This is a genomic window from Novosphingobium sp. AAP1 (assembly GCF_001295765.1).
In the GTDB taxonomy this organism is placed as follows: Bacteria; Pseudomonadota; Alphaproteobacteria; order Sphingomonadales; family Sphingomonadaceae; genus Novosphingobium; species Novosphingobium capsulatum.
Window position 1 is genome coordinate 209,574 of the sequence record NZ_LJHO01000002.1, and the last position, 19,027, is coordinate 228,600.

Sequence of the window (19,027 nt, forward strand, 5' to 3'; positions counted from 1 at the left end):
GCCGGGATATGACCGGCTTCGATTATGTTGTCTTCCTGGTCGTCGCGGTCGGCGCGATCGGCGGTTTCTTTCGCGGTTTCGTGGAGGAGGTGCTGTCGCTTGCGGCATGGTGCATCGTCCTGGTGGCGGTGCATTATGGCCTTGAACCGCTGACCGAGGCACTAAAACCCCACCTCAAGACCGAAACCGGCGCGGGCGTTCTTGCCTATGCGCTGTTGATGGTCGTGCCCTGGGGGCTGATGCGCCTGATCGCGCGCAAGATGGGTGCGGCCAGCCGCGATTCGATGCTGGGGCCGATCGATCGGCTGCTCGGCTTCGGGTTTGGCGCGGTCAAAGGCGCCATTCTCATGGTCCTGGGCTTTTCGCTGCTGGTCTTTGCCTATGACGTCGTCTGGGGCGTCAAGGGCCGGCCGGAATGGATCACCGCGGCGCGCACCTATCCCTTCCTCAATGCCGCGAGTGAGGAACTGGTGGCGATGATTGCCGAGCGGCGTGATGCTGCGGCCCAGGCTGCCGACGATCCCAACGCGCCTGATGGCGATGCTACGCCCAAGCCCAGCACCGCCGCGCACAAGAAAACCGCGCATCACCGCAAGCATGCGGTCAGCGCCGACAATTGAGATGAGCGCCACCTTTCTCTACACGCCCGAGGTGCTGGCCGCAGCCATGTCGCTGGCGCAATGGTCGTGGGACGAGAGCCTGCCTTTGGTGGGCGAGGCGCGTTCGCGCGCCTGCGGCAGCACGCTGCAGATCGGCCTGGCCCGTAACGACGCCGGCCAGATCAGCCGCATCGGCCTTCGTCCCCATGCCTGCGCCGTGGGGCAGGCCGCCGCCCAGGTCTTTGCCGCCGCCGCCATTGGGCACACGGCCGAAAGCCTGACGCAGGCGCGCGCCGAACTGGCCGCATGGCTGGCGGGCGAGGGGGCAGAGCCGGATTGGCCGGGCATCGGCCTGCTGCGCACCGCGCGCGACTATCCCGGCCGCCACGGCGCGATCGTGCTGGCGTGGGATGCAGCGCTGGCAGCGCTGGCGGAGCCGGCCAAGGCAGGCTAAGGCATTCCCCAATAACTGTGCCCCGGGGGAAATTGCACACCATGAACACCACCCACGCGGAACCGACCGCGGCAGACATTCGGCTGGTGATTGCCGCCAGTTCCGCCGGCACGGTGTTCGAATGGTATGATTTCTTCATCTACGGCACGCTGGGCACGATCCTGTCCAAGGCGTTCTTTCCCACCGGCAATGCCACGCTCGAACTGCTGCTGTTCTGGCTGGTCTTTGCCGTGGGCTTTGGCTTTCGGCCCCTGGGCGCTGTGCTGTTCGGCTTCCTGGGTGATCGGCTGGGGCGCAAATATACGTTCCTGGCGACTGTGGCGCTGATGGGCGTGGCCACGGCCGGCGTTGGCCTGGTGCCTTCGGCTGCCAGCATCGGCTATACCGCGCCGGCCTTGGTCATCCTCCTGCGCGTGGCGCAGGGCCTTGCCCTGGGCGGGGAATATGGCGGCGCGGCGGTCTATGTCGCCGAACATTGCGCGCCCGAACGGCGTGGTTTCTTCACCAGCTTCATCCAGGCCGGCGTGGTCGGCGGCTTCATCCTCAGCCTGGTCGTGGTGCTCAGCTGCAAGGCGGCATTCGGCCCGGAACTGTGGGCCGCGTGGGGCTGGCGCGTGCCGTTCATCCTCAGCCTGGCGCTGCTGGCAATCTCGCTGTGGATGCGGCTCAAGCTTTCGGAAAGCCCGGTATTCCAGGCGATGAAGGCGGAAAACGAGCTGGCCGGCAATCCCTTTATCGAATGCATGACGGCACCGGGCAACCGCAAGCGGCTGCTCGTCGCGCTGTTCGGCATTGCCGCCGGGCTGACGGTGATCTGGTACACCGCCATGTTCAGCAGCCTGACGTTCCTGAAAACCGCTATGCGGATGAACGACACGGCGGCCGAGATCATCGTCGGCATCGCCGCGTTGTTCGGCGTCGGCTCGTTCCTGTTCTTTGGCCACGTTTCCGATCGCGTGGGGCGCAAGGCGCCGATCGTGTGGGGCTATGTCGCCACGCTGGTGCTGCTGTTCCCGCTCTATTGGGGTATCGGCGCCCTCGCCAATCCGCATCTCGCGCGCCAGGCGCGTGAGCTGCCCGTGGTCGTGGCCGGCCCCGATTGCCGTTACGAAGCCTTTGCCATCGATCAAGCTAGCCAGTGCGGCAAGCTGCTGTCGGATCTCACCGCCACCGGCGTGCCCTATCGCCTCGAACATGCTGCCACGCTCTCGCTGCACGCCGGCGCTGCGCGCCTGCCGTTGGAAGCCTATCCCTGGGCCGACAAGAAGGCGCGCGGCAAGGCGCTGGAAGGCCTGCTGGGCAAGGCCGGCTATGATCTGGCGCGTATTACTCCAACGCCAGGCCGGGCGATCCTGGTCGTGCTGGTGCTGTTCGGCCTCATGGCGCTGTCGGGCGCCACCTATGGACCGGTTGCCGCGACTCTGTGCGAAATGTTCCCACCGCGCATCCGCTACTCCTCGCTGTCGATCCCCTATCACATCGGCACTGGCTATTTCGGCGGCTTCCTGCCGTTTCTTTCCACACTCATCATCGCCAAGACCGGCGATCCCTATGCCGGGCTGTGGTATACCTGGGTTGTCGTCCTGGTGGCCCTGGTGGTGTCGCTGTGGGGTCTCAAGGGCGGCCTGCCGCAGGACGAGCCAGTCTGAAACGCTTTCATCCATCAGGATTTGATCGAACGTTGTCTGTTTTTTCTTCCGTTCCGTTGCCCCCTGCCGCGCTGCGGCTTGCCTTTGATGCCACCGCCCTCGCCGGCAATTGGCGCGCGCTCGATCGCCTGAGCGGCGCGGCCAGCGCTGGCGCTGCGGTCAAGGCCGATGCCTATGGCTTGGGTGCGGCGCGGGTGGTGCCGGTCCTGGCGCAGGCCGGGTGCCGCGACTGGTTCGTGGCGCACTGGTGCGAAGTGCCCGATCTGCTGCCCCATGTTCCCGCCGCGTCGATCCATGTGTTGCATGGCCCGATGAACGCGGCCGACGTCGCCTATGCCCGCGCCACCGGCGTTACCCCGGTGCTCAACTCCCTGGCGCAGGTGCAGCGCTGGCTGACCGCGGGCGGCGGGCGTTGCGACCTGATGGTCGATACCGGGATCAACCGCCTGGGCCTGCCGATGGCCGATCTGGGCGATCCCGGCTTGGCGGCGCTCGATATCGACTGCTGCATTTCGCATCTGGCCAGCGCGGACGAGGATGTGGCGCAGAATGCGCAGCAACTGGCGCGCTTCCAGGCCGTGCGCACGCAGATCAAGGCCCGGCGCTACAGCCTGGCCAACAGCGCCGGCATCGCGCTGGGTGCCCCGTGGCATGCCGATGTCACACGGCCGGGTATTGCAATCTATGGCGGCATTGTGCGCAGCGAACTGGCGGGCGTGATCGCCCCAGTGGCGCGGCCGCAGGCGGCCGTGATCCAGCGGCGCCAGCTCCATCCGGGCGATCATGTCGGCTATAATGCCACGTTTACCGCCGATCGCCCTGTTGCAGCCGCGGTGGTCGCGCTGGGATATGCCGACGGCTATCTGCGCACATGGTCTGGCAGGGGCGAATTTTTGTGGCAGGGCAAGACCTTGCCAGTGATTGGCCGGATTTCGATGGATATGACCATAGTGGACGCAACAGATGCGCCCGCGCTGGTTGAAGGGGACTGGCTCGACGTGGCTTATAATCTGCCAGAAGCCGCCAAAATCAGCGGGTTGTCCCAATATGAGCTGCTTACCCTGCTGGGCCGCCGATTTTTGCGCGACAAAGCATGTCTTGCACCTTGATTAACTCATATTGCGCCGCACATACTGCATCTGCTAATCGTGTACGACATTCCCAGCGGGGGTCCGATAAAAATGGCAAATCAGGCTAAGGACGGCGATACCGTCATCATCAAGAAGTACGCCAACCGCCGTCTCTACAACACGCGGACGTCCAGCTACATCACGCTCGATCACCTCGCCCAGATGGTGAAGGAAAATGTCGAGTTCAAAGTGATCGACGCCAAGAGTGGCGCCGACCTGACCCATTCGATCCTCACCCAGATCATCATGGAAGAGGAAGCCACCGGCGAGCAGATGCTGCCGACCAACTTCCTGCGCCAGCTGATCGCGATGTATGGCAATTCGATGCAGGCGCTGCTGCCGGGCTATCTGGAAGCCTCGATGGAACACTTCCGCGAGAACCAGAACAAGCTGCGCAAGGCGATCGAGGATTCGATCGGTTCCAACCCGCTGGCGCAGATTGCCCAGCGCAACATGGAAATGTTCAAGGCTGCCGCTGCTGCGTTTGTCCCCGGCGCCACCCCGCGCGAGGATGACAAGCCGGCCGGCGCTCCTGCCGGTGGCGAGGGCGAACTTTCGGAACTGCGCAAGCAGATGGCCGAAATGCAGAAGAAGCTCGATCAACTGGGCAAGTAAGCCGCCGATTTTTGCCGGTGCGCGTGCATTGGGGCGTTGCCCCGATCCGCCGCACCGGCTAACCGGCAGGGCATGAACCAGCCCAAGATCAAGCACGCGCTGCCGATCAAGCGCGAAGAAGACTTTGCCCAGTGGTACCAGGCGGTCATCGCCGAGGCCGAGCTTGCCGAGGAATCCGGCGTGCGCGGCTGCATGGTGATCAAGCCATGGGGCTATGGCATCTGGGAACGCATCCAGAAGCTGATGGACGCACGCATCAAGGAAGCGGGCGTCGAAAACTGCTATTTCCCGCTGTTCATCCCGCTGTCGTACTTCGCCAAGGAAGCCGACCACGTGGAAGGCTTTGCCAAGGAAATGGCGGTTGTCACGCATCACCGCCTGATCGCCGATCCCAAGGGCGGGCTGATGCCCGATCCGGAAGCCAAGCTGGAAGAGCCGCTGGTCGTGCGCCCCACCTCGGAAACGGTGATCGGCGCGGCCATGGCGCGCTGGGTGCAATCGTGGCGCGATCTGCCGCTGCTGACCAACCAGTGGGCCAATGTCGTGCGCTGGGAAATGCGCACCCGCATGTTCCTGCGCACCAGCGAATTCCTCTGGCAGGAAGGCCATACCGCCCATGCGGACGAGGCCGACGCCATGGAAGAAACCCTGCGCGCGCTCGAAATGTACCGCGGCTTTGCGCAAGACGTTCTGGCGCTGCCGGTCATCGCCGGGCCCAAGCCTGAAAACGAACGCTTCCCCGGTGCCGTCGCGACCTATTCGATCGAGGCGATGATGCAGGATGGCAAGGCGCTGCAGGCCGGCACCTCGCACTATCTCGGCACCACCTTCTCGCAGGCAGCGGGCATCCGCTATCAGGACAAGGAAGGCCAGCAGGCGCTGTGCCACACCACGTCGTGGGGCGTGTCCACCCGCCTGATCGGCGGCGTGATCATGACGCATGGCGATGATGATGGCTTGCAGACGCCGCCGCAGGTGGCGCCGCACCAGATCGTGATCCTGCCGATGCTGCGCGATAACGACGGCGATGAAGCGCTGCTCGCCTATTGCGAAGACCTGCGCAAGGCGCTCGCGGCGCTTAGCGTGTTCGATGAAAAGGTGCGTGTCCTGCTCGACAAGCGTCCCGGCAAGGCCACGGCCAAGCGTTGGGCCTGGGTCAAGAAGGGCGTGCCGCTGATCCTGGAAATCGGCGGGCGCGATGCGGAAAACGGCCAGGTTTCGGCGGTACGCCGCGATCGCCTGTGGCGCGAGGATGGCAAGGTCAATTTCGTCGGCCAGGCCAAGGACGATTTCGTCGCTAGCGCCGTGGCTGAACTGGAATCGATCCAGGCTGCGCTGTTTGCCCAGGCAGAGGCGCGTCGCGATGCGCAGATCGAGCGCGGCGTGACCGATCTCGATGGCCTGGCCGCCTACTTTGCCGAAGACCGCAAGTTCCCCGGCTGGGTGGAACTGGGCTGGTCGCGCCCGACCGGCGCCGCGCTCGACAAGGTGGTGGAGCAGCTCAAGGCTTTGAAGCTTACCATCCGCAATAGCCCTCTGGATGGTCCCGCACCCACCGGCACCTGCCCGTTCACGGGAGAGCCGGCGGTGGAAACGATCTATATCGCCCGGGCTTATTGAGCGCTTTGTAAAACATTCCCTCCCCCGACCCCTCCCGCAAGCGGGAGGGGAGCAAAGGAAAAACTCTCCCGCAAGCGGAGGGGCGCCCGACGAATAGCCCCCTCCCGCTTGCGGGAGGGGGTTGGGGGAGGGCATGTCCCATGTTCCCCCTTACGCCCCGCAAAATTTCGTTTACCTTACGCAACATGACCCGCGCTCTCGTTGCTCTTCCGCTCCTCGCGCTGGCCCTGCCACTTCATGCGCAAGAGGTTTCGCCACAGCGCCTCAAGGCCGATGTCGAAACCCTGGTCGGCTTCGGCACGCGGCACACCATGTCCTCTCCCACCGATCCCAAGCGGGGTATCGGCGCGGCGCGGGCCTGGGCCAAGGCGCAGTTCGCGGCGAGCAGTGCGGCCTGCGGGCAGTGCCTCACCATCGTCACCCCCGAAACCACGGTGACCGGCGAACGCGTGCCCACGCCCACCAAGATCGTTGATGTCGTGGCCATCCAGCGCGGCACGGAGCGACCCAACGAGGTGGTCATCGTCGCCGGCCATATCGACAGCCGCGTGAGCGACGTGATGAATGTCACCGCCGATGCCCCCGGCGCCAACGATGATGGCTCGGGCACGGCTCTGGTGCTGGAGGCCGCGCGCGTGCTTTCGGCGCGCAAGTTTCCCACCACCATCGTCTATGCCGTGCTCAGTGGCGAAGAGCAGGGGCTCTATGGCGGCAAGCTGCTGGCCGATTACGCCAAGGCGCAGGGGTGGACGGTGAAGGCCATGTTCAACAACGATATCGTCGGCAATTCGCGCGGGTCTGACGGGCTGGTGGACGATACCCATGTGCGCGTCTTTTCCGAAGGGCCGCGTGGCGATGGCGATGCCGCGCTCGGCCGTGCGCAGCGCGCGATCGGGGGCGAGAACGACAGCCCCTCGCGCAATCTTTCGCGCTGGCTGGCGGGCCTGACCAATCCGGCCAAGACCGGCCTTGCCGTGCGCCAGGTCTGGCGCGCCGACCGCATGGGCCGGGGCGGCGATCACCTGCCGTTCGAGGCGCTGGGCTATCCCGCCGTGCGCTTTTCGGTCGCGGTCGAAAACTATGATCGCCAACACCAGGATCTGCGCACCGAGCAGGGGCGCCCCTATGGCGACACGGTCGATGCCATGGATTTTGCCTATCTTGCCAAGGTAACCCGCCTCAACGTTGCCGGCCTTGCTGCGCTGGCCCGCGCACCGATGCCGCCGGTCGCCACGGTCAAGGCGGCGGTGCAGACCTTTACCGATATTGCCTGGCAGCCGGTGCCCGGCGTGGTGCGCTATGCCGTGTGGCAGCGCGCCACCGACGCACCGGGCTGGCCGGCCAAGCCGGTGCTGACCACCAGCGATACCCATGTCACGCTGCCCGGCGTGCGCGGCGATGACTGGTTCTTTGGCGTCAGCGCAATTGCGGCCGATGGCAGCATGAGCCCGGTGGCCTCGGCCGTGCCGGGCGGCGGTTTCGGTCCACAGCAGGCCCAGCACTAAACCACACGATTGCGTGGCCACCAGGCCACAGGGGAAATTTCATGCTTCACGCCATCAAGCACGGCTTGCGCAATCTCGTCACGCTTACCGGCCGCGATGGCCGCAAGCAGTTCTGGCTCTATGCGGTGTTCCTGCTGCTGTTGCGCTGGGCGGTCAGCACCGTGGCAACGGTGCCCTTGATGGCCAGCACGATGAACACGGCCTTCACTGCCGCGCGCAACAGCACCGATCCTGCCGCCACGGCCACGGCCGTGCAGGCCAATATCACCGCCGCGCTGCCGCAGATCATGATCTTGGGCATCGTGATAAGCCTGATTACCGCAGCCATGCTGCTGTCCAGCCTGGTGCGGCGCCTGCACGATAGCGGGCTGTCCGGTTGGTTCGCGCTGTTGCCGGGCGTGCCCTATCTCATTTCGCTGGCGGCCGCCCCGCGCGAAGTGGCGCACACCATGGCGGTCATGCAACAACAGGGCCCTGGCCACCCCGGCGCGGCGCTGCATGCCACCAACTGGAGCATTGCCGCGATCGGCTGGCTGGCCCTTGCCTTGCTGGTGGCGGTGGCGGCGCGGCCGTCCACCCCCGGCACCAATCGCCACGGGCCGGAGCCGGTGGATCTGGACGCCTGATCAGGCAGCTACCGCCTCGATCAAAAGGGTGTCGATGGTAAAGCTGCCATCCGCCTCGATCGCAAAGTGATCCTGCACCTCGCGCGGGGCCTGTTGCTGAACCTGGCGGATCATCGCTGCATGGGCGGCGGGCGTGCCCATCCGCGCCGTCCATTCGGCAAAGTCCATGCGCAGGCGCCCCGGCTGGATCGCGGTCACGGCAAAGCCGGCCTGGCCCAGCGCCGCCACCCATTCGGCGGCGCTGTAATCGCGAACGTGTGACGCATCGCGCAGCAGTTCCATCACCTGCAGGTGCGTGTCGCACAGCGCCTGGACCGGCGCCACCACATCGGCAAACAGCGCCAAGCCGCCAGGCTGGCACACCCGCCGTGCCTGCGCCAGCCCACGGGCCAGGCTGTTCCAGTGGTGCGCCGAAAAGCGGCTGCTGATCGCATCGGCATGGCCATCGGCAAAGGGCAGGGTTTCGGCGGCGCTCACGCAGGTGACGATGTTGGCCAGGCCACGGCGCGCGCTTTCGGCTTCGACAGCGTCCAGCATGCGCGGCGAAAGATCGGTGGCGATGACCTCGGCGCAATGGGGCGCGGCGGCATAGGCCACGTGGCCACCGCCCGTGCCCAGGTCGATCAACCGGGCGGGGCGGCGTTCGGCCAGCGCCTGCGCCATGCGCGCCAGATCGGCACCCTGGGCGTGAACGGCGCTGGAAACATAGGCGGCGGCGCGGCTGCCGAATTGGGCGTCGGCGTGGCTGTCGTGGTCGGGCTGAGTCATGGTCTATCCTTTCCCGGCGGGGTGTGGCGCGCGATTTACCCTGTTACAAGATTGGCGTTTATCCTGTTATAAGCGCTGCCATGACCGATACGAGACTGGAACTCGGCCGCTTCCTGCGCGCCATGCGCGAACGCAGCCCGGCCGAGGCAGGGGGCCGCCGCCGCACCCCTGGTCTGCGGCGCGAGGAACTGGCGATCCGCGCCGGGATCAGCACCACCTGGCTGGCCTGGCTGGAGCAGGGGCGCGAGGCCAATCCATCGCCCCATGCGCTCGCCGGCCTGGCGCGGGCGCTGGCGCTGTCGGTGGCAGAGCGCGCCTATCTGTTCGAACTGGCCGGCCGGCTCGATCCCGAGGCGCCGGTCGCCCTGGCGCTGGAAGAGGCGCCCGATTCGGTGCGTGTGCTGGTCGATTTCGCGCCTGGCCCGGCCTATGGCCTCGATCGCACCTGGCGCGCGACCTGCTGGAATGCGGCCGCCGCGCGGCTGTTTCCCGGCTGGCTCGATGATCTGGGAGAGCGCAACCTGCTGCGCTACATGTTCCTGCGGGCCGAAGCGCGCGCCATGCTGCCCGATTGGCACGAGCGCGCCCGCCGCCTCATTGCGGAATTCCGCGCCGATCATGCCGGGCGCCATGGCGATCCTGTCAGCGAACGGATCGTGGCCGATCTGCGCGGGGAAAGCGCTGAATTCGCCAGCCTGTGGGACGAGCAGGTGGTGCAGGGCCGCGAAGGTGGCTTGCGCCGGTTCGACCATCCCTGGGACGGGCATCTGGCCTTTCGTCAGTTCACCTGGATTCCCGCCGATCGCCCCGATACCAAGGTGGTGGTGCTGCACCCGGCGTGATGCGCGCGGCAAAGGTTGCGCTTTGCGCGCCAAACGCCCACATGCGCTGGAATGGCCAAGACCAATTTTCCCGCGGGACTCCCTACGCGCCAGCAGGTGCTCGATTTCATCGCCCAGAGTGCAGAGCCAGCCGGCAAGCGCGAGATTGCCAAGGCATTTGGCCTGAGGGGCACGGAAAAGATCGCGCTCAAGGCGCTGCTCAAGGACATGGCCGAAGAGGGCCTGATTGACGGCAACCGCACCGCGTTCCACGCCATGGGCGGCGTGCCCAAGGTGACGGTGCTGCGCGTCGTCGAAATCGATGAAGGCCATGTCCTGGCCATTCCCGATTCATGGCAGCCCGATGATGCCAGCCCGCCGCCGCGCCTGCGCGTGATCGAGCCCAAGGGCAAGGCGCGTGATCGCCAGGCCGCGCTCAAGCCGGGCGATCGCGTGCTGGCCCGCACTGAGGAAGTTGGCGGGCCGGGCAGTGGCAAGTGGCTGGCCCACCCGATGAAGAAGCTGCCGCAGCAAAGCGAGCAGGTCATGGGCGTGGTCGAGCTCGATGGCGTGGGCAAGGGCTGGCTGGCCCCGATCGACAAGCGCGAGCGCCACGCCGCGCCGATTTCCGATCTGGGCGGGGCAGAGGCCGGGCAGCTTGTGTTGGCAGAGCCGGCCGGCCGCAGCCCACGCTCGGGCATGCGCGTCACGGCAGTGCTGGGCGATCCGCTGGCGCCGCGCGCGTTCAGCCTGATCGCGATCCACAAGCACGGCATCCCGATGGCCTTTGCGCCAGAAGCGCTGGATGAGGCGCAGGTGGCTGCCAAGCTGCCGCTCAGCCACGATCACCGCGAAGACCTCCGTGCCCTGCCGATCGTGGCGATCGATCCCAGCGACGCGCGCGACCACGACGATGCCATCTGGGCCGAGCCCGATGGCGAGGGCGGTTTCCGCGCCCTGGTCGCCATTGCCGATGTCAGCTTTTACGTGCGCCCCGGCGGTCAGCTCGATCGCGATGCACGCAAGCGCGGCAATTCGGTCTATTTCCCCGATCGCGTCGTGCCGATGCTGCCCGAAGTGCTGAGCGCCGATGTCTGCTCGCTCAAATCAGGCGCCGATCGCGCGGCCATGGCCTGCCATCTGCACATTGCCGCCGATGGCCGCATCAAGGACTTCCGCTTTACCCGCGCGCTGGTACGCATCCATGAAGTGATCGCCTATGAAGAGGCGCAGGCCCGCATCGATGAAGATCGGGCCGAGCCGCACCTGCAGAACCTGTGGGCAGCCTGGCGCCTGCTGGAAAAGGCCCGTGCCGCGCGCGATCCGCTAGAACTGGAACTGCCCGAACGCCGCGTGATGCTCGATGACCAGGGCCGCATTGCCCAGATCGCCCTGCGCGAACGGCTCGATGCGCACCGCGTGGTCGAAGATTTCATGATCGCGGCCAACGTGGCCGCGGCCAAGGCGCTGGAAGCCAAGACTGCCCCGGTGGTCTATCGCATTCACGAGCCGCCGAGCCGGGAAAAGCTGCTGGCGCTCAAGGACTATCTCGCCACATTCGATCGCAAGCTGTCGCTGGGCCAGGTGATCACGCCGGGCCTGTTCAACCGCATGCTCAAGGACGTGACTGACGAGGCGGAAAAGGCGCTGGTGATGGAAGCGGTGCTGCGCAGCCAGACCCAGGCCTATTACGGCCCGCGCAATGCCGGGCACTTTGGTCTGGCGCTGGGCAGCTATGCCCACTTCACCTCGCCGATCCGCCGCTATGCCGACTTGCTGGTGCACCGCGCGCTGGTCGATGCCTATGGCTTGGAGCAGCCGCGTCCGGCCGACCATGCCGTGCCTGCCACCTCGGGCCTGTCCGATCGTGACAGGGGCGATCTCGCGCGGGTGTCCGATGCCATCAGCGCTGCCGAGCGGCGCGCGATGGAAGCCGAGCGCGAGACGATCGATCGCTATGTCGCCGCCTGGCTATCCACCCGCGTGGGCGAGGTGTTCGACACGCGCATCAGCGGCGTGCAGAAATTCGGGCTGTTCGCCACGATCCTGGGCTTGGGCGGCGACGGCCTGGTTCCGGTCTCCACGCTGGGCGCCGAGCGCTTCAATTACGATGAAAAGGCCCAGCGCCTGGTCGGCGAACTGAGCGGCGAGGAATTTGCCATGGGCATGATCCTCAAGCTGCGCCTGGCCGAAGCCAACCCGCTCACCGGCGCGCTCAAGTTCGAGCCGGTGGACGTGGCCGAAGGCGTACAGCGTATCGAGCGGCGCGGCGGCAAGCTTGACGCCAAGGCCAAGTTCCGCGGCAAGCACATGGTCGGCCAGCGCGGCCGGCCCGGGAACATCCGCCACCAGGGCAAGCGGCGCTAACCCCCTCTGACGGCCTGCGGCCGCCACCTCCCCCGGTGGGGGAGGACCTGCTAATCCTCCCCCACCGGGGGAGGGGAACCGCCGCGCAGCGGTGGTGGAGGGGGTGGCGTCAACTCACCGCATCGATCGTCTCGTCATCGACGCCACCTGGCACGATCATCAGCACACAGGGCAGGGTGCCCGCGGCTGCGGCAAAGTGGGTGATCAGCGGGCCAGGATTGTCCTGCGCCGCGCCCAGCACCAGGGCCGACACTTCCGGGTGTTCCTTGAGGTATTCGCGCACCACCTGCGGGCCATTGCCCTGCCGCACGCTGATCAGCGGGGCGAGGCCAGATTCACTGGCGAGGCTGCCGGCAGCGGCCGTCGCCAGCACTTCGGCGCGATCGTGCGCTTCCTGTTCGATCGTGGCCTGAACGCCGGCAAAGGCGACGAATTCCTGGCGTGGCACCAGCGCCAGAATGTGCACCCCGCCGCTGGTGCGCACCGCGCGCCGCGCGGCAAAGCGCAAGGCGCGCGCCGCTTCCTCCGTCTCGTCCATGATCACCAGATAGATGCGCTGCTGTTCTGGCATGTGCTTGATCCGCCCCCGTTTCGCGCAGGTGGTATCGCGAATGGCGGGTTCTGGCAAATAGGTGAGGTGCACGGGCACGGCAGGATGCGTAAAAATCATCGCCTGTGCGCGACGCTAGAGGCTTGACCGAAGGTGCAAGGCTGGTGAAATGGAGTGGTGAAACAGAAATTCGATTTAACCCGAATTTTTGAGAAAAAACCAGTTCTGCAAACCGAATTGACACTTTTGTCAGCAAGGACACGGAAAACAGCCCATGCCCATCGCGATCAAGATGCCCGCCCTGTCCCCAACGATGGAAGAGGGCACCCTGGCCCGCTGGCTCGTCAAGGTTGGTGACAAGGTTTCCTCGGGCGACATCATGGCCGAAATCGAAACCGACAAGGCCACCATGGAATTCGAAGCGGTGGACGAAGGCACGATCGTGTCGATCGACGTGGCCGAAGGCAGCGAAGGCGTGAAGGTTGGCACCGTGATCGCCATGATCGCCGGCGAAGACGAAGATGCCAGCGCCCCGGCACCTGCCGCACCCGAGCCGGCCAAGGCCGCTGAAGCCGCGCCGACGCCGGCCGCCAGCGCGCCGGCGCCTGCTGCGCCTGCTGCCGCTCCGGCTGCTGCTGCTGCCCCGGCCGCCAAGGGCGATCGCGTCATCGCCACGCCGCTGGCCAAGCGCATTGCCGCTGAAAAGGGCATCGACCTGTCGGCCGTCAAGGGCAGTGGCCCGAACGGCCGCGTGACCAAGGCCGATGTGCTGGGGGCCAAGCCCGGTGCGGCTGCAGCGCCCGCCACCGCTGCTGCCCCGGCTGCGCCCGCTGCTGCAACGCCGGCTCCGGCTGCTGCACCGGCCCCTGCGGTCGTGCCCGATTTCGGCATTCCTTACGAAGCGCAGAAGCTCAACAACGTGCGCAAGACCATTGCGCGCCGCCTGACCGAAGCCAAGCAGACCATCCCGCACATCTACCTTACGGTCGACGTGCGCCTCGATGCGCTGCTCAAGCTGCGCAGCCAATTGAACGCCGCGCTCGAAGCGCAGGGCGTCAAGCTTTCGGTCAACGACCTGCTGATCAAGGCGCTGGCCAAGGCCCTGGTCCAGGTGCCCAAGTGCAACGTCAGCTTTGCCGGCGATGAGCTGCGCAGCTTCACCCGCGTCGACGTGTCGGTGGCCGTGGCCGCGCCTTCGGGCCTGATCACGCCGATCATCAAGGATGCCGGGGCCAAGTCGATCTCGGCTATCGCCACCGAGATGAAGCAGCTGGCCGGCAAGGCCCGCGAAGGCAAGCTGCAGCCGCATGAATTCCAGGGCGGCACGGCCTCGCTGTCGAACCTGGGCATGTTCGGCATCAAGCAGTTCGAAGCCGTGATCAATCCGCCGCAGGGCATGATCCTGGCCGTGGGTGCCGGCGAACAGCGCCCCTATATTGTCGATGGCGCGCTGGGCGTGGCCACGGTGATGAGCGCCACCGGCAGCTTTGACCACCGCGCGATCGACGGCGCCGATGGCGCCGAACTGATGCAGGCGTTCAAGCAGATCGTCGAAAACCCCTTGGCGCTGGTGGCATGAGCGTAAGCAGCCGCGAGCCGGCCATCCGCGTCACCGCCATGCCGGCGGATTGCAACGCCTATGGCGACATTTTCGGCGGATGGCTGATGTGCCTGATGGACAATGCTGCGGGGCTGATCGCCTCGCGGCGTTGTCGCGGGCGCGCGGTCACCATCGCGCTCGACGGCATGCAGTTCCTCAATCCGGTGAAGGTGGGTGACGAGGTGTCGGTCTATGGCGAAATCGAAAAGACCGGGCGCACCTCGATGACCATCGCCATCGAGGCATGGCGCCGCGAACGCCATCGCGAGCAGTCCTCGATGGTCACCCAGGCCAAGTTCACGTTTGTTGCCGTTGACGGCACCGGCCGGCCCCGCCCGGTTGACGAATAAGGAGAATTCCAAGTGGCTGATCAATATGACGTGATCGTCCTCGGTTCGGGTCCTGGCGGCTATGTGGCGGCAATCCGCTGCGCCCAGCTGGGTCTCAAGACCGCCATTGTCGAGCGCGAGCTGCTCGGCGGCATCTGCCTCAACTGGGGCTGCATTCCCACCAAGGCGCTGCTGCGCTCGGCTGAAGTGCTCAACCACATGAAGCACGCGGCCAGCTATGGCCTAGCGGCCGACAACATCCGCGCCGATCTGGACGCGGTGGTCAAGCGTTCGCGCGGCGTGGCCAAGCAGCTCAACCAGGGCGTGACGCACCTGATGAAGAAGAACAAGATCACCGTGCACATGGGCACGGGCGTCTTGAAGAGCCCCACCAGCATCGAAGTGACCGGCGACAAGGGCACCGAAACGATTTCGGCCAAGCATGTGATCGTCGCTACTGGTGCCCGTGCGCGCGACCTGCCGTTTGCCAAGGCCGATGGCAACCGCGTGTGGACCTATCGCCATGCGATGACGCCCAAGGAACTGCCGAGCAAGCTGCTGGTCATCGGCTCGGGCGCGATCGGTATCGAGTTCGCCAGCTTCTACAACGACATGGGCGCTGACGTGACCGTGGTCGAAATGCTCGATCGCGTCGTGCCGGTGGAAGACGCCGATGTTTCGGCATTCCTCGAAAAGGCGCTGACCAAGCAGGGCATGAAGATCATGACCGGCGCGGGCGTGGAAAGCCTGGCGGTGTCGGCCAATGGCGTGAAGGCCAAGATCAAGGCCAAGGACGGCAAGGTGATCGACGGCGATTACAGCCATGTGATCGTGGCCGTCGGTATCGTGCCCAATACCGAGAACATCGGGCTTGAAGCACAGGGCGTGAAGATGGAGCGCGGCTTCATCCAGATCGACGGCTATGGCCGCACCGGCGCCAAGGGCCTGTGGGCGATCGGCGACGTGACGCCCGGGCCGTGGCTGGCGCACAAGGCCAGCCATGAAGGCGTGATCGCGGCGGAAGCCATTGCGGCCGAACTCGGCAACAAGGACGTGCATCCACACCCGATGGACCGCGCCAACATCCCCGGCTGCACCTATTGCCACCCGCAGATCGCCAGCGTCGGCCTGACCGAGGCCAAGGCCAAGGAAGCGGGCTATACCGTCAAGGCCGGCACGTTCCCGTTCATCGGCAACGGCAAGGCCATCGCGCTGGGCGAGCCGGAAGGCTTCGTCAAGACGGTGTTCGATGCCAAGACCGGCGAACTGCTAGGCGCGCACATGATCGGCGCCGAAGTGACCGAAATGATCCAGGGCTTTGTCGTGGGCAAGACGCTGGAAACCACCGAGGCCGAACTGATGCACACGGTGTTCCCGCACCCGACCATCAGCGAATCCATGCATGAATCGGTGCTCGCCGCCTACGGCCGCGCCCTGCATATCTAAGGCAAACGGCCTTCCTCCCGCGTGCGGGAGGGAGGCCTATCTACTCCCCTCCCGCACGCGGGAGGGGTTGGGGGAGGGCATGTTGCACCCCAACCGCCCAGGCTCTTGCCAAACCTCCACCAATCCCCCACGGCCCCAGGCATGACGCACGATGTGATCATCCTGGGCGCCGGGGCGGCTGGCCTGTTCTGCGCGGCCACGGCGGCTGCGCGCGGGCGCCGCGTGGTGGTGCTCGATCACGCCGAAAAGCCGGGCAAGAAAATCCTGATTTCCGGCGGCGGCCGCTGCAATTTCACCAATCTGCACACCGCGCCCGATCGCTATCTGTCCGAAAATCCGCATTTCGCGCGCTCCGCGCTCAGCCGGTTTACCCCGGGCGATTTCATTGCCCTGGTCGATGCCCACGGCATCGCCTGGCATGAAAAGACGCTGGGGCAGTTGTTCTGCGATGGCTCTGCCCGCCAGATCGTGGATATGCTGATGGACCAGTGCGCCGCCGCTGGCGCGCAGGTGCGCTGCAACAGCCCGATCACCGCGGTGCGCCACGCCGATGGCCTGTTCCATGTCAGCGCGGGGGAAAGCGCATTTGCCGCCCCGTCGCTGGTCATCGCCACCGGCGGCCCGGCCATTCCCAAGATCGGCGCCACCGGCTTTGCCTATGACCTGGCGCGGCAATTCGGCCTAAAGGTGGTGCAACCGCGCCCCGCGCTGGTGCCGCTCACCCTGCCGGCCGAGGCTGCCTTGTTCCGTGAACTGTCGGGCATTGCGGCCCCGGTCGAGGCCACGTGCGGCAAGGCGCGTTTTGCCGAAGCGGCGCTGTTCACCCATCGCGGGCTGTCCGGCCCGGCGATCCTCCAGGTGTCCTCATACTGGAAGCGCGGCGAGGCGGTGCGCATCGATTTCCTGCCCGGCCGCACGGGCGATTGGCTGCTCGATGCCAAGCGCCAGCGCCCGCGCGCGGGCATGCGCAGCGTGCTGGGCGAAGCGCTGCCCGAGCGCCTGGCCACCGCCCTGGCCGACCAGCTTGGCCTGGCGGCCGAAATGGGCAACCTGCCCGACAAGGCGTTGCGCGCCGCGCAGGCGCGCCTGCATGCCTGGGATTTCATGCCCGATGGCAGCGAAGGCTTTGCCAAGGCCGAAGTGACCGCCGGCGGTATCAGCACGGCCGAACTGTCGCAGCGCACGATGGAAGCGCGCAAGGTTCCGGGTCTTTATGCCATTGGCGAGGCGGTGGACGTGACCGGCTGGCTGGGCGGGTATAACTTCCAGTGGGCCTGGGCGAGCGCGCACGCGGCCGGCATGGCCGCCTGATCGGGGAAATACCTAGGGAAACGCGGGTTGAACCGGCAGAAACCTGCCGGATAACGGCGGGATAATGCCCATTGGGTGCAAGCACGTGCCCTTAAACATACCCGCTGTTGATGGTCTATGTGGCCTGTTCGCCATGGAAAGCCCGCCAGCCGGGCATTGTGCGATCAAGGACCACAGCCCATGCCCAGCTATACCGATGCGTCGGTCGTTTCGACCTATGCGCTCACCGGCAACAAATACTTTGACGCCTTGCTCTATTCCAAGGCCATGTTCCGCTCCAAGTGGTCGACCATTGCCGATGGCAAGACGGCGATCACCTACAGCTTCCCGTGGCTCGATGGCGTCGCCAGCAAGTTTGCCAATGGCTATGGCAGCGAACCGGGCGCGGCCACCCATGGCGCCATGCCCAGCGCGCAGATCGCCAACATCAAGGCGGCGTTCCAGGCGTGGTCCGATGTGGCCAACATCACCTTTACCCAGGTGAGCGAGACCGACAGCGGCACCGTCGGCGATATCCGCGTCGCGCAATCGTCCAGCGTGAGCGGGCAATACTGGGGCTATTGCAAGCTGGTATCCAATGGCGCGGCCAATGCCCATGGCGATATCTGGATTTCGCCCAATTATGGCAACGGCTCGTTTGCCGTGGGCACCTATAACTACATGGCGATGATGCACGAGGTCGGCCACGCCCTGGGCCTCGATCACCCGTTTGAAGGCAATAAGATGCCCTCGGGCTTTGACGTGCGCAATTACACGATCATGTCCTACACCGATCCCAAGGGGGTGTGGTGGGTGAACAGTGGCACGGGGCAGACCGAATACCTCATCAAGTCGCCGATGGTCTATGACATCGCCGCGATCCAGGCGATCTATGGCGCCAACACCGGCTTTCACGCCGGCGATGACACCTACAGCTACTCCGCCACGGCACCGTTCTTCGCCGCAATCTGGGACGGCGGCGGCAATGACACGATCGATGTCAGCGCCTTTTCCAAGGGGTGCCGCGTCGATCTGCACGCCGGTGCCTATTCTACCCTGGTGTTCGACAACCTGCAGACGCTGAACAACAATCTGGGCATTGCCTTCAACTGCACGATCGAAAATGCCACGGGCGGCAGCGGGGCCGACAAACTCGTCGGCAACGATATCGCCAATGTGCTGTTCGGCCGCGACGGCGACGATACGCTGACAGGCAATGGCGGTAACGACACGCTCAACGGCGGCGCGGGCAAGGACGTGCTGCTGGGCGGCAACGATGCCGATACGCTGATCGGCGGGGCAGGGCAGGACACGCTGACCGGGGGCGCCGGCGCGGACGCTTTCGTTTTTACCGCCATTTCCGATTTTGCCGGGCAAGACCTAGCCAGTTGCGATGCGATCACCGATTTCAGCAAGACGCAGAAAGACGTGATCAAGCTCAACCAGATCGATGCGATCAGCACCAACGCCAATGCCGATGATCCCTTCACTTTCATCGGCACCGCCAATTTCCACAAGGTGGCGGGCGAATTGCGCTATATGTACAGCGGCGGGGCCACGGTGATCCAGGGTGACGTCAACGGCGATGGCGTGGCTGATTTCTGGCTGAAAGCGGCGGGCAAGATCGCCTTTGCCGCCACTGATTTCGTGCTCTAGCC

Annotated in this window: 17 protein-coding genes; 15 read left to right on the forward strand and 2 right to left on the reverse strand. The window is 65.6% G+C overall.

The window, feature by feature from the left end; genetic code table 11:
- Positions 1-8 precede the first annotated feature (8 nt).
- From IP65_RS04950 to IP65_RS04985, 8 genes are all read left to right on the forward strand, one after another.
- Positions 9-620 (forward strand): CvpA family protein, encoded by a 612-nt coding sequence (locus IP65_RS04950; RefSeq protein WP_022674915.1) that lies wholly within the window; start codon positions 9-11, stop codon positions 618-620.
- Position 621: 1 nt separating this feature from the next.
- A complete protein-coding gene (locus IP65_RS04955; RefSeq protein ID WP_022674916.1) occupies positions 622-1,053 on the forward strand; it encodes a Fe-S cluster protein in 432 nt (143 codons plus the stop codon).
- Between the two features lie 41 nt (positions 1,054-1,094).
- Positions 1,095-2,702 carry an MFS transporter gene (locus tag IP65_RS04960; RefSeq protein WP_022674917.1) on the forward strand — a complete coding sequence of 536 codons (1,608 nt, stop codon included), beginning with the start codon at positions 1,095-1,097 and terminating at the stop codon, positions 2,700-2,702.
- Positions 2,703-2,734: 32 nt separating this feature from the next.
- Positions 2,735-3,811 carry an alanine racemase gene (locus IP65_RS04965; RefSeq protein ID WP_028657482.1) on the forward strand — a complete coding sequence of 359 codons (1,077 nt, stop codon included), beginning with the start codon at positions 2,735-2,737 and terminating at the stop codon, positions 3,809-3,811.
- A gap of 72 nt (positions 3,812-3,883) precedes the next feature.
- A complete protein-coding gene (gene phaR, locus IP65_RS04970; RefSeq protein WP_054131027.1) occupies positions 3,884-4,447 on the forward strand; it encodes a polyhydroxyalkanoate synthesis repressor PhaR in 564 nt (187 codons plus the stop codon).
- A gap of 72 nt (positions 4,448-4,519) precedes the next feature.
- Positions 4,520-6,067, forward strand: coding sequence for a proline--tRNA ligase (proS, locus tag IP65_RS04975; RefSeq protein WP_054131028.1), 1,548 nt, complete (start codon positions 4,520-4,522; stop codon positions 6,065-6,067).
- Between the two features lie 185 nt (positions 6,068-6,252).
- The gene (locus IP65_RS04980; protein WP_054131029.1) at positions 6,253-7,572 is read left to right on the forward strand and encodes a M28 family peptidase; all 1,320 of its coding nucleotides are present in this window, start codon (positions 6,253-6,255) and stop codon (positions 7,570-7,572) included.
- 41 nt (positions 7,573-7,613) lie between these two features.
- Positions 7,614-8,198 carry a DUF805 domain-containing protein gene (locus IP65_RS04985; RefSeq protein ID WP_054131030.1) on the forward strand — a complete coding sequence of 195 codons (585 nt, stop codon included), beginning with the start codon at positions 7,614-7,616 and terminating at the stop codon, positions 8,196-8,198.
- Here the strand turns inward: IP65_RS04985 and IP65_RS04990 are convergent, their stop codons facing one another.
- Complete coding sequence (locus IP65_RS04990) at positions 8,199-8,966, reverse strand: class I SAM-dependent methyltransferase (protein ID WP_054131031.1); 768 nt, start codon at positions 8,964-8,966, stop codon at positions 8,199-8,201.
- A gap of 80 nt (positions 8,967-9,046) precedes the next feature.
- Between IP65_RS04990 and IP65_RS04995 the strand changes: the two genes are divergently transcribed.
- Positions 9,047-9,808: a helix-turn-helix domain-containing protein gene (locus IP65_RS04995; RefSeq protein ID WP_054131032.1), complete on the forward strand. Its 762-nt coding sequence runs from the start codon at positions 9,047-9,049 to the stop codon at positions 9,806-9,808.
- Between the two features lie 51 nt (positions 9,809-9,859).
- Positions 9,860-12,154, forward strand: a complete 2,295-nt coding sequence (locus IP65_RS05000; protein WP_054131033.1) for a ribonuclease R family protein — start codon at positions 9,860-9,862, stop codon at positions 12,152-12,154.
- Positions 12,155-12,263: 109 nt separating this feature from the next.
- Here the strand turns inward: IP65_RS05000 and IP65_RS05005 are convergent, their stop codons facing one another.
- Positions 12,264-12,725 carry a universal stress protein gene (locus IP65_RS05005; protein ID WP_043607867.1) on the reverse strand — a complete coding sequence of 154 codons (462 nt, stop codon included), beginning with the start codon at positions 12,723-12,725 and terminating at the stop codon, positions 12,264-12,266.
- Between the two features lie 253 nt (positions 12,726-12,978).
- Between IP65_RS05005 and IP65_RS05010 the strand changes: the two genes are divergently transcribed.
- The 5 genes from IP65_RS05010 to IP65_RS22160 all read left to right on the forward strand — a co-directional run bounded on the left by IP65_RS05010 (position 12,979) and on the right by IP65_RS22160 (position 19,025).
- Positions 12,979-14,283, forward strand: coding sequence for a pyruvate dehydrogenase complex dihydrolipoamide acetyltransferase (locus IP65_RS05010; protein WP_054131034.1), 1,305 nt, complete (start codon positions 12,979-12,981; stop codon positions 14,281-14,283).
- On the forward strand, positions 14,280-14,654 hold the full coding sequence (locus IP65_RS05015) for an acyl-CoA thioesterase (RefSeq protein ID WP_022677071.1): 375 nt from the start codon (positions 14,280-14,282) through the stop codon (positions 14,652-14,654). The genes IP65_RS05010 and IP65_RS05015 overlap by 4 nt, the downstream gene beginning before the upstream one ends.
- Positions 14,655-14,666: 12 nt before the next feature.
- The gene (gene lpdA / locus IP65_RS05020) at positions 14,667-16,079 is read left to right on the forward strand and encodes a dihydrolipoyl dehydrogenase (RefSeq protein WP_022677072.1); all 1,413 of its coding nucleotides are present in this window, start codon (positions 14,667-14,669) and stop codon (positions 16,077-16,079) included.
- 141 nt (positions 16,080-16,220) lie between these two features.
- Complete coding sequence (locus IP65_RS05025; protein ID WP_054131035.1) at positions 16,221-17,390, forward strand: NAD(P)/FAD-dependent oxidoreductase; 1,170 nt, start codon at positions 16,221-16,223, stop codon at positions 17,388-17,390.
- 180 nt (positions 17,391-17,570) lie between these two features.
- The gene (locus tag IP65_RS22160; protein ID WP_022677074.1) at positions 17,571-19,025 is read left to right on the forward strand and encodes a M10 family metallopeptidase; all 1,455 of its coding nucleotides are present in this window, start codon (positions 17,571-17,573) and stop codon (positions 19,023-19,025) included.
- Positions 19,026-19,027 lie beyond the last annotated feature (2 nt).